The sequence below is a fragment of the Pontibacter sp. GD7 genome (assembly GCF_058216375.1).
The window spans coordinates 38,996-50,723 of the sequence record NZ_JBYZMP010000002.1; the positions used below are offsets into that span (position 1 = coordinate 38,996).

The 11,728-nt window shown below is 47.1% G+C and carries 10 protein-coding genes; 7 read left to right on the forward strand and 3 right to left on the reverse strand.

Translation table 11 applies throughout. The features are described from left to right. Positions 1-518 precede the first annotated feature (518 nt). From AC4BAP_RS03235 to porX, 3 genes are read right to left on the reverse strand one after another with little or no spacing between them, the layout of a single operon-like run. Entirely contained in the window at positions 519-1,745 is a 1,227-nt protein-coding gene (locus AC4BAP_RS03235; protein ID WP_490581184.1) for an alanine dehydrogenase, read from the reverse strand. 1 nt (position 1,746) lies between these two features. Beyond that, positions 1,747-2,193, reverse strand: coding sequence for a tRNA (adenosine(37)-N6)-threonylcarbamoyltransferase complex ATPase subunit type 1 TsaE (tsaE, locus tag AC4BAP_RS03240; RefSeq protein ID WP_490581185.1), 447 nt, complete (start codon positions 2,191-2,193; stop codon positions 1,747-1,749). Further along, positions 2,186-3,748, reverse strand: coding sequence for a T9SS response regulator signal transducer PorX (porX, locus tag AC4BAP_RS03245; RefSeq protein ID WP_490581186.1), 1,563 nt, complete (start codon positions 3,746-3,748; stop codon positions 2,186-2,188). The genes tsaE and porX overlap by 8 nt, the downstream gene beginning before the upstream one ends. A 322-nt stretch (positions 3,749-4,070) precedes the next feature. Here porX and AC4BAP_RS03250 point away from each other — a divergent pair, with 322 nt between their 5' ends. From AC4BAP_RS03250 to AC4BAP_RS03280, 7 genes are all read left to right on the forward strand, one after another. Then, positions 4,071-5,300, forward strand: a complete 1,230-nt coding sequence (locus tag AC4BAP_RS03250) for an HD domain-containing protein (protein WP_490581187.1) — start codon at positions 4,071-4,073, stop codon at positions 5,298-5,300. Positions 5,301-5,454: 154 nt separating this feature from the next. Continuing rightward, complete coding sequence (gene lpxD, locus AC4BAP_RS03255; RefSeq protein WP_490581188.1) at positions 5,455-6,477, forward strand: UDP-3-O-(3-hydroxymyristoyl)glucosamine N-acyltransferase; 1,023 nt, start codon at positions 5,455-5,457, stop codon at positions 6,475-6,477. Between the two features lie 178 nt (positions 6,478-6,655). Then, on the forward strand, positions 6,656-8,050 hold the full coding sequence (locus AC4BAP_RS03260) for a bifunctional UDP-3-O-[3-hydroxymyristoyl] N-acetylglucosamine deacetylase/3-hydroxyacyl-ACP dehydratase (RefSeq protein ID WP_490581189.1): 1,395 nt from the start codon (positions 6,656-6,658) through the stop codon (positions 8,048-8,050). Further along, positions 8,047-8,838 carry an acyl-ACP--UDP-N-acetylglucosamine O-acyltransferase gene (gene lpxA, locus AC4BAP_RS03265; protein WP_490581190.1) on the forward strand — a complete coding sequence of 264 codons (792 nt, stop codon included), beginning with the start codon at positions 8,047-8,049 and terminating at the stop codon, positions 8,836-8,838. Before AC4BAP_RS03260 ends, lpxA begins: the two co-directional genes overlap by 4 nt. Continuing rightward, on the forward strand, positions 8,828-9,454 hold the full coding sequence (locus tag AC4BAP_RS03270; RefSeq protein WP_490581191.1) for an ABC transporter ATP-binding protein: 627 nt from the start codon (positions 8,828-8,830) through the stop codon (positions 9,452-9,454). Before lpxA ends, AC4BAP_RS03270 begins: the two co-directional genes overlap by 11 nt. 490 nt (positions 9,455-9,944) lie before the next feature. Beyond that, entirely contained in the window at positions 9,945-10,652 is a 708-nt protein-coding gene (locus AC4BAP_RS03275; protein ID WP_490581192.1) for a YebC/PmpR family DNA-binding transcriptional regulator, read from the forward strand. Positions 10,653-10,763: 111 nt separating this feature from the next. Next, positions 10,764-11,726 carry a calcium/sodium antiporter gene (locus AC4BAP_RS03280; RefSeq protein ID WP_490581193.1) on the forward strand — a complete coding sequence of 321 codons (963 nt, stop codon included), beginning with the start codon at positions 10,764-10,766 and terminating at the stop codon, positions 11,724-11,726. Positions 11,727-11,728: the final 2 nt, after the last annotated feature.

The window sequence follows — 11,728 nt, forward strand, 5'->3', positions numbered from 1 at the left end:
TCTCCCGAAACAAGTCCTGGATCTTCGACTTGTCTAAGGCGGGGAATCGGGTACTACTGTATCTTCTGCCATCTCAATGATTAGTGCCGTTCCTCCATTTTGTCATCTTGGAAAGATCTTGGTGGAAGGGAGGTTAAGCAACAGCTACAAGGTTTATACTTTAGCTAAAGTAACAGCAGAGCCCCCTCTCCTGTTTTTAAGAGAGGGCTGGGGTGAGGTAAAACTCCCGCCTTAGACTACCGAGAACGCGAGTTCGAAACTCCCGCCTTAGACAAGTCGAAGATCCAAGACTTGTTTCGGGAGAGGGGCCAGGGGTAGTTGGGACAGGCACTGCAGAACAATCCTGTCTTTCTTATGATCCTGTAAATCTTGACTCTGACAAATAAAAAAGAGACGCAAAATATTGCGTCTCTACAAAATCCTTGCAATCAACCAAATCCCGCTTACCCTAGATTCAAAATCCTGCTGATCATATAAATCCCCTTAATCTGCGGTTTAATCCCCTTTAATCACCGGTCCTAGTTGCGCACTGCAATCATCAGCCCCAGTTCTTTGTAGCGCATACCAAAGCGTTTGGCGACCTGCGCATTGGTAAGGCTGCCTTTGTAGATGTAAACACCGCTACGGTAATGCTCGTTCATGAACAGCACTTCGTTGATGCCGCCATACTTGGAAAACTCGTTGAAGATAGGCGTAAAGATATTGCTGAGCGCCTGCGTTGCAGTACGTGGCACCCTGGAGGCGATGTTTGGCACGCAGTAATGCACGATATCATACTTTCTGAAAACAGGCCTGGAGTGTGATGTCATTTCGGAGGTTTCGAAGCAACCACCCTGGTCAATACACACATCAATAATAATTGAACCAGGATTCATGTGCGCCACCACGTTTTCTTCAACTGTACACGGCATATACCCCTCGTCAGCCACAAGGGCACCGATCACAACATCTGCCTGACGGATTTCCGGGTATAACACGGCTTTATCCAACGTGGATGTGAAGAGCGGAGCACCTATATTGTGCTTCAAACGGCGGAGTTTGTAGATGTGGTTGTCAAAAACCTTAACCTCTGCCCCCAGCCCCAAAGCTGCCCTTGCTGCATACTCTGCCACGGTGCCGGCGCCAAGTATGACTACCTTGCTCGGAGGCACACCTGTGATGCCACCAAGTATAACTCCTTTGCCTTCGTTACTTATACTTAAGTATTCTGCGGCGACGAGCATGACCGTACTACCCGCTATCTCGCTCATGGCCCTTACCACCGGTTTCGACTCCGATTTATCGCGGAGCAGCTCAAACGAAATGGCGTTTATCTTTTTGCGCATCAGCGCATTTATGAAATCCGATGTAAGGTTACCAAAATGCAGTGCTGAGATAAGTGTCTGGCCGGGACGCAGGTACTCAATCTCGTCGTAAGTTGGTGGCGCGATCTTGAGGATGATGTCGGCTTCGTATACTTCCTCGGTGGCGTAAACTATTTTAGCACCTGCCTCGGAGTATTCGTTATCGGAGTATTTAGAGGGGCTTCCGGCACCTGTCTCGATGCGAATGCGATGACCATAGTCTGTTAATTGCTTCACGGCATCTGGCGTTAAGCCGATGCGATTTTCTTGGAAAGACGACTCCTTAGGAATGCCAATGGAAAGGCTTTTGCGGCGTTCCTCGACAGCCATCATCGACTCTTTGGGGTACAATGCAGGGCTGGCAGCAAGTTTTCCCAGATCTACGGCAATCTTTTGCGTCATGCTATACTTGGTTTATGGTCATGGTACGCACCTGGCCTTCGGCGTCAGGCTGCAACGTTACTAGCAAATAGTGCTCGGGCAGGATATTGGGGATCATGGACGGCCACTCGATCAGGCAAATCCTGCCTGAGTCGAAATATTCCAATGCCCCGATATCCAGCGCCTCGCGCTCTTCATTTAATCTATAAAAGTCAAAATGATAAATTAGTTTCCCGTCGCTGCCTTCGTACTCATTTACCAGCGAGAAAGTAGGGCTGCTCACGTTGTCTTTTACGCCCAACTGGCGGCACAATTCTTTAATAAGCGTGGTCTTGCCTGCGCCCATTGGCCCTTCAAAAAGTATAATCGGCTCCTCATTAGCTTCCTCTATAAGCACAGAAGCCGCCGCCGGCAGGTCAGCCAACGACGACATCGTGATTTGCTTTCTCTCAACTCCTGTATTATACATTTTTAGGCGATAGCGTTATGTATGGTATTATGCATTCCTCCAAAGACACACCTCCATGCTGGAACGTGTCTTTGTAATAATTCACATAGTAATTATAGTTGTTGGGGTATGCAAAGAAATAGTCTTCTATTGCGAATACAAACGTAGTGGAAACGTTGGCTTTTGGCAAGAAAAATCGTTCTGGTTTTCGCACTGTAAATACATCTTTATCGGTGTAGCCCAGATTCTTACCATGCTTATACCTTAAGTTGGTGTTAGTGTTTCGGTCACCGATGATCTTGAACGGCCTTTTTACGCGAATGGTGCCGTGATCTGTGGTAATGATCAGCTTGCCTTTTTTATCCGCGATCATCTTAAGTGTATCATACAACGGCGAGTGCAGGAACCAGGATCTTGTAATGGAACGATATGCTGACTCATCGGGGGCCAGTTCACGGACCATGTTACTGTCGGTTCGGGCATGCGAGAGCATGTCCACAAAGTTGTACACGATCACGTTCAGCTTATTGTTATCAAGGTTGCTGAACTTGTTTAACAGGTCGCGGCCAGCCTGCACATTGGTAATTTTGTGGTAACTATGCTTGTCTGTAACCCTGTTCTGCTGAAACTGAATCTCCAGAAAATCCGCTTCATGCAGGTTTTTGCCCTCTTCCTCATCGTCGCTAACCCACATGTTCGGGTATTTTTTTGCGATCTCGGTGGGTAGCATGCCCGAGAAAATGGCATTACGGGCGTACGCCGTGGTTGTCGGAAGTATGGAGTAGAACATCTCTTCAGAGTCTACGGTAAAGTACTCCGAGATAAGCGGCTCCAGAATCTTCCACTGGTCGTAGCGCAGGTTATCAATCAGCACAAAGTATACGGGCCGCTCCGTTTCCTTCATCATCGGGAAAACACGATCTTTAAATAACTGGTGCGACATAAGCGGAGCCTCGTCACTGTCGCCGTTTATCCAGTCTTCATAGTTGTCCATGATAAAACGGGCAAAATTGGAGTTGGCCTCATCTTTCTGCATATTGATCACATCGGCCATACTTTTGTTCTCTGTCTCGTCTATCTCCAACTCCCAGAACACTAGCTTTTTATAGATATCAGCCCACTCTGCGGGGCTAAGCCGTTCGCCAAAAGCCATGCCCAGTTGCCTGAAATCACGCTGGTAACTCATGTTGGTCTTCTCAGACACCAGGCGCTTATTATCCAACACTTTTTTTACGGAAAGCAGGATCTGGTTCGGGTTAAGCGGCTTAATCAGGTAATCGGTTATTTTAGAGCCGATTGCCTCTTCCATTATGTGCTCTTCCTCGCTTTTCGTGATCATGATCACAGGTACGGAAGGACGGATGATCTTAAGTTCGTTCAGGGTTTCAAGGCCGCTGATGCCGGGCATGTTCTCATCCAGGAATACGATATCAAAACTTTTCTCCCGAAACTCTTCAATGGCATCGGCGCCGCTGTTAACAGGGGTTATATCATAGCCTTTGTCTTCCAGGAAAAGAATGTGCGGCTTGAGCAGGTCGATCTCGTCATCGGCCCATAAAATGTTATATCTTTGCATAGTTTTATCTGAATAAATTGCTAAATGGCTTAACGGTTAATTTGTTTCCTGCTAAATCTTAATGGCTCGAAGCTAACAGACCATACATGTATACACGAATAGGTTTACCATATAGTATAATTTAGGTTGCTAAAAACTAAGCCTGCTTGCTACAATATTAAACCTGACCCGCTTACGCAAAGTATGAACTGCAAGTATAATACAGGCCATAAAGTACCTGCAGATGGTCAAAAAGGTAAAAGCAATACAACAAATCGCTTAACCATCTAACATATCAGGCAAGTTAACAGTTTAACAATCAAACCATTCAACCCACTACTCTGTGAACAAAAAGAAAATATTCAACGATCCTGTTTATGGTTTTATTACCGTTCCAACTGATCTTATTTTCGATATCATCAACCATCCATACTTTCAGCGCCTGCGCCGCATAAAACAGCTGGGCTTAACGGAGATGGTATACCCGGGGGCGCTTCACACGCGTTTTCACCATGCCTTGGGTGCCATGCACCTCATGAATACCGCCCTGAATACATTAAAAAGTAAAAATAACGAAATTTCTGATAAAGAATTCGAGGCGTCGCTAATAGCCATTTTGCTGCACGACATCGGGCACGGTCCTTTCTCGCATGCCCTCGAAACCGCTATTTTCAAGAATGTGCACCACGAGCACCTTTCGCTGCACATCATGCACCTGCTCAACGAGCAGTTTAACGGCAAGCTTGGCCTGGCAATCGAAATATTTACTGATACTTACCACCGAAAGTTTTTTCATCAGCTGGTTTCGAGCCAACTGGATGTGGACAGGCTGGATTACCTGAACCGCGACAGCTTTTACACTGGTGTGTATGAGGGCAAGATCGGCGCTGACCGTATCATAAAGATGCTGGACGTAGCCAACGACAAGCTGGTTGTTGAGGAAAAAGGTGTGTACAGCATCGAGAACTTCCTGGTTAGCAGGCGACTGATGTACTGGCAGGTATACCTGCACAAAACCGTTATCAGCGCCGAGAATATGGTACTGCGAGTGGTGCAGCGTGCCCGCGAACTGGTGCAGCAAGGCATTGAGGTTCCGGCCAGCCCATACCTCAAGTTCTTCCTTACCACAGACCTTACGATGCAGGATTTCCAGCAAGACAGTAGTATACTCGAGCGGTTTGTGAGCCTGGATGACCACGATGTATGGTGCGGCATTAAAATGTGGGCCTCGCACCCCGACAATATTCTCTCCTACCTCGCCAACAGTATACTTAACCGCAGGCTATATAAGGTACTGATTGCCAACAAACCCATCGACCCAGAGTTACAGTTGGGCATAAGCGAACTGGTGCAGGCACATTTTAATGTGCAGGAGGAGGATGTAAAGTACCTGATGATAGCTGGCAAAATAAGCAACAACGCCTATGATGTGGAGGGCCAAACGATTGACATGCTCACAAAGTCGGGGTATGTGATCGATGTGGCTGAGGCATCTGACCTCCCAAATATCAGGGCCTTAAGCAATAAAGTAGAGAAATATTTCGTCTGTTATCCTAAAGAGGTGGCACACTAAAGTATAGAAGCGAAACACCGAAAGATTACCAATCAAACATAGGTTGGTATTATAGCAACAAGTTGAGGGGATAAGTATAGGCAAGATTAGTTTTTTGTTAAGTTTGCACCCCCAAAGCATTAGCACATTTAAGTTTTTGCTATAATTTTACATTATGGAATTTACTGTTCAACAGGTAGCTGATCTTCTGCAGGGCAACGTAGAAGGAGACAATAACATAAAGGTCAGCACATTAGCCAAAATAGAAGAGGCCAAACAAGGTGCTCTTGCTTTTCTGTCTAATCAAAAATACGAACCATACCTTTACACAACGCAGGCCAGTGCCGTTATAGTGGCCAACAGCCTCGAGCTTAAGCAGCCCGTTTCGGCGGCCCTTATTCGTGTAGAGGACCCATACAGTAGTTTCTCTACCTTGCTCCAGTATTACCAGACAGCCCTGATCGCCACCAAGGTGGGAACAGAGGAGCCTTCTTTTATAGGCCAGGGTTCTGTGATCGGTGAAAACCATTACCGCGGCGCTTTTTCATACATCGGCTCCAATTGCAAGCTTGGCAATAACGTAAAGATATTCCCGCAGGCATACATCGGGGATAATGTTATTATTGGCGACAATACAACCATTTTTGCTGGTGTCAAGCTTTACGCCAATACGGTTGTGGGCAACAACTGCACCATTCACAGCGGCGCTGTTATAGGCAGCGATGGCTTTGGCTGGGCACCTCAGGCCGATGGCACCTATAAAGCCGTACCACAGATCGGCAATGTTATCCTGGAAGACGACATCTCTATCGGTGCCAACACCACCATTGATTGCGCCACTATGGGCTCAACCATCATCAGGTCAGGCTCTAAGATCGACAATCTGGTGCAGATAGCGCATAACGTTGAGATCGGGAAACACACTGTGGTGGCCTCACAGACAGGGATCTCAGGTTCAGCCAAAGTGGGCAACCACTGTGTAATAGCCGGCCAGGTAGGTATTGTGGGCCATATTACTATCGCTGATAAAACCACCATCGGCGCCCAGTCAGGCGTATCCAAATCAGTAAAAGAGTCGGGTAACATCATTCAGGGCTCTCCTGCTTTTGACTACAAACAAAACCTGCGCGCCATGACAGTTTTCCGCAAACTACCCGAGTTGCAGCGCGAACTCGAACAGCTTAAAGAAAGAGTATAAACCTTTTATACATACCTAACTTACGTTGCCGGTTAAAATAAATTGGCAAGGTGGTAGATTATGTCTTAAGTTTGCATCGGCAAATGTTAACCTCAGGAGTTAGCAATGGCTTGGAATCACATGCCCAGCCATGTATTAAACCTTAACAGAGGCCAGAAATACGACTACAGATACGTGAATGAACGATAAACAGCATACTATCAAGGCACCGGTTACTGTATCCGGTATTGGTTTACACACAGGCGTTGTCTCAAACATGACGTTTAAGCCTGCTCCTATAAATCATGGGTACAAGTTTCAGCGCATCGATTTGCCCGGACAACCGATTGTAGCCGCAGATGTTGAAAATGTAGTAGATCTGTCAAGGGGGACTACCATTGAGCAAAACGGAGCCAGAGTGCACACCATCGAGCATACGTTGGCAGCCCTCGTTGGCCTGCAGATCGACAACGTGCTGATAGAGCTGGATGGCCCGGAACCTCCAATAATGGATGGCTCTTCTATTCAGTTTGTAAAGCCATTGCAGGAAGTTGGCCTTGAGGAGCAGAACGCACTCAGAAATTACTTTGAGATCACTCAGGGTATAAGCTATAAAGATGAGGCACGTGGCGTAGAGATCGCAGCACTGCCGCTGGACGATTACCGTCTGACGGCAATGGTTGACTACAACTCCCCTATTCTGGGCAGCCAGCATGCGTCCATCACCAACATGAACCAGTTTGTGGATGAGATCGCGCCAAGCCGTACGTTTGTGTTCCTGCATGAGCTGGAGGCCCTTTTCAAACAAAACCTGATCAAAGGCGGCGATCTTGATAATGCCATTGTCATCGTAGACCGCGTGGTGCAGGACGAAGAGCTAAATTACCTGGCTGACCTGCTGAAGAAACCAAAAGTAGAGGTTAAAGAGGAAGGTATACTTAATAACACGGAGCTGCGCTACAAAAATGAGCCGGCACGCCACAAGCTGCTGGATCTGATGGGTGACCTGGCATTGATCGGCCGTCCGATAAAAGGGCAGATACTTGCCGCACGCCCTGGCCATGCGGCAAACGTGGCCTTTGCCAAAAAGGTAAAGAAGATGATCCACGAGGCTACGATCAAAAACGTGCCAACCTACGATCCGAAGAAAAAGCCGGTGATGGACATTAACCAGATCTCGGCCACACTACCGCACCGTTATCCGTTCCTGCTGATCGACAAGATCATCCACCTCGACGAAACCACAGTTACAGGCGTTAAGAACGTAACCACGAATGAACCGTTTTTCCCTGGCCACTTTCCAGGAAACCCTGTTTTACCGGGTGTTATCCAGATCGAGGCTATGGCACAGACAGGTGGTATCCTGGTACTGAACACAGTGGAGAATCCGGAAGATTACTGGACCTATTTCCTGGGTATAGACAAATGCCGCTTTAAGCGCAAGGTGATACCTGGCGACACCATAATTTTTAAATGTGAACTGCTGGCTCCAATTAAACGTGGAATTGCCAAAATGAGTGGTCAGGCATTTGTTGCCGGCCAACTGGTGATGGAAGCTGAAATGTCGGCAAGTATTGTAAAGAAAGACGCATGAATCAGCCACTAGCATACGTACATCCGGAGGCAAAAATTGCTCAAAACGTTGTAATAGAACCATTTGCCAGCATTCACAAAAATGTTGAAATAGGCGAAGGCACCTGGATCGGTCCAAATGCAGTGATCATGGAGGGCGCGCGCATTGGCAAAAACTGTAAGATCTTCCCTGGTGCTGTTGTTTCTTCTGTGCCACAGGACCTGAAATTTGCCGGCGAGGTTACCACTACGCACATCGGTGATAATACTGTGATCAGAGAGTGTGTAACCGTAAGCCGCGGCACCATTGATAAAATGAAGACCGTGATCGGGAGCAATTGCCTGGTAATGGCTTACGCACACGTTGCCCATGACTGTATCGTTGGGGACAACTGTATCATTGGCAATTCCGTGCAAATGGCCGGCCACGTAGAAGTTGGGGATCATGCCATTATCAGCGCTGGCACATTAGTACACCAGTTTGCTAAAGTAGGCGTACACGCCATGATCTCAGGTGGCTCCCTGATATTGAAAGACGTACCTCCTTATGTAAAGGCAGCGCGTGAGCCACTGGCTTACGCAGGTATCAACTCCGTTGGCTTGCGCCGCAGAGGCTTTACAAGCGAGCAGATCAACGAAATTCAGCAGATCTATCGCATTCTGTTTATCAGTGGCCTGAACAATTCGCAGGCGTTGGATAAAATAGAACTGGAACTGTCGCCGAGCAAAGAGCGCGATGAGGTGGTAAACTTCGTACGCAACTCTGGCCGTGGCGTAATCCGCAGTTATTTCTCTAAAGATGCAAATTAACCTAAGCAATTTAGGTAAACGATACAATTACGAGTGGATTTTCCGGAACCTGACCTATACTTTTGAGGCAGATAACTCATATGCCATACTTGGGCATAACGGGTCCGGGAAATCCACTCTTCTTACTATTATAGCAGGGCACAACCTGCACAGCGAAGGCGACCTGAGCTATACTTTGGGCACCCAAGCCCTGGCCCACGAGGAAGCTTATAAATACCTTTCCTTAACTGCGCCATACTTAGAACTGGTAGAGGAATTCACCTTGCTTGAAATGCTGGAATTCCATACCCGCTTCAAAAAGCTGCGAAACAACCTCAGCAACGCTGAATTAGTTGACAGAATGGGGCTGCAACGCTCTAAGAACAAGTTTGTGAAGGACTTCTCCTCAGGCATGAAGCAGCGCCTGAAACTTGCACTGGCTTTATACTCTGATACACAACTATTGCTTTTAGATGAGCCCACCACCAACCTGGACCAGGAAGGGGTAACCTGGTATCAGGAGCATGTAGACCAAAACAAAGCTGGTCGCCTGATAATCGTAGGCTCCAACATCCACCACGAATACGCCTTCTGCGAACATCACCTCCGCATCTCAGATTACCACACCAGGAAGTAGTTATTAGTTGTTGGTTGTTGGTTATTAGGTCTATAAAGGTGTAAATTTTGTTGTTCGATTGTAGAGACGCAATACTTTGCGTCTTACCAGCTACAAGGCAGATAATTTTGTTATTTGTTATTAGTTACTAGTAGTTCGGACTGTAGAAACGCAATATTTTGCGTCTTGCCAGCTACAGCGCAATTGGCCATGCTAAGTCAATGCAGCATAAAGTATAGCTAACCCCATAACATTCTCCTTTCAAACCGTTTGTCACGCTTTATCTAACCCGTACACTTCATAAAGTCGCCACCCCACAATATCTTCCTGATCAGTGAGCATTTTTGCGCTGTAGTATACAAGACGCAAAATATTGCGTCTCTACAATCGAATAACGATTAACGAACAACGATCAACGAATTACCAACAACGCCCGACCAACAACTAACAACCAAAACACTACCATATTTAGCAGAAGCTGGTTAACTTTGTAAACCACATAAGACATACTATGGGACGCGCATTTGAATTTAGAAAAGCCCGCAAGTTTAAACGCTGGGATAAAATGTCGAAGGCTTTTACCCGCCTCGGCAAAGAGATAGCCATGGCCGTTAAAGAAAGCGGACCTAACCCTGAGACAAACTCTCGTTTAAGAACGGCTATCCAAAACGCCAAAGGCGTTAACATGCCAAAAGACCGCATAGAGGCAGCTATTAAAAGAGCTTCTTCTAAGGAGGAGAAAGATTACGAAGAAGTAGTATACGAGGGCTATGCGCCACACGGCATTGCAGTGGTGGTGGAGTGCGCCACAGACAACCTGAACCGTACAGTTGCCAACGTGCGCATGCACTTCTCTAAAGGCGGCGGCTCTCTCGGCAAAACCGGCTCCCTGGACTTCATGTTCGACCGTAAAGGCATCTTTAAGATTTCATCTGAAGGGGTAAACCTGGAAGACCTGGAACTGGAACTGATAGACTTCGGCGCAGAGGACATTTACGAGCACGAAGGCGAGATCATTATCGAGACGCCTTTTACCGAGTTTGGCAACATGCAGAAAGGCCTGGAGGAGAAAGGCCTGGAGGTTATCAGCGCGGAGGTACAACGCATTCCGACTACCCGCACGGAGCTAACCGAAGAGCAGGAAGAAGAAGTGCTAAGCCTGATCGAGCGTTTCGAGGAAGATGATGATGTGCAGGCCGTTTACCACAACATGGCATAAGCATTATTAATAACACTGAAAGTATGGCTGCCCCAACAAGGCAGCCATACTTTTTTATAGCCACTCCTGCTAAAAAACGTATGCCATACAAATCAGCAGTAAGATTGCCCTATGATGTTATACTTCCTGTTTATAGCGGGTTTTGTTATTCTAATTAAAGGTGCCGACCTTTTGGTATCCGGCTCATCCTCTATTGCCAGGCGTTACGGCCTCTCTGATATGGTGGTAGGCCTGACCATTGTCTCGTTCGGGACATCGCTGCCAGAGCTTATCATTAATATAGTGTCAAGTATAAAAGGGGAGTCTGAACTGGCGATAGGCAATGTGTTTGGCAGCAACGTGGCTAACCTGCTCCTGATCCTGGGCATAACTGCTCTTATCTGCCCTTTACCCATTCGCCGCAATACCGTTCTAACTGAGATTCCTTTCTCTCTGATAGCTACCCTGCTGGTAGGCTTCCTGGCAAACGCAGCCCTGATAGACAACCGAAAAGAGCTTTACATCAGCAGGACAGACGGAGGCATTCTCCTTTTCTTCTTCTTGCTATTTATGGCATACATCTACAACATAGCCCGTACCAACCGCGACGAGGCTCCCAAAGAAGAAGATGAGGAAGAAATAAGTATAGGCAAAGCCTCTGTCTATATCATACTTGGCATTGTAGGGCTTTTTCTAGGCGGTAAGTGGGTCGTGGATGGAGCCATCGATATTGCCAAGCACCTGGGCATGAGCGAGTCGTTTATTGGGTTAACCGTGGTGGCCTTCGGCACATCGCTACCCGAACTTGTAACCTCGGCTACTGCCGCCTACCGGCGAAATATTGATATTGCTGTCGGTAATGTTGTAGGCTCCAATATCTTTAACCTGCTCTGGATATTAGGCATAACGGCCTTAATTCACCCTTTGCCTTTCGATGTGGTAAGCAATTCGGATATAGTGATGATGATCCTGGCTAGCACCCTCCTGATCATCACCATACCCATTGGCCGCAAAAACACCATTGACCGCTGGAACGGGCTTATTTTTCTGGCTGTTTACCTAAGCTACATCATGTTCCTGGTATACAGGGGCTAAAT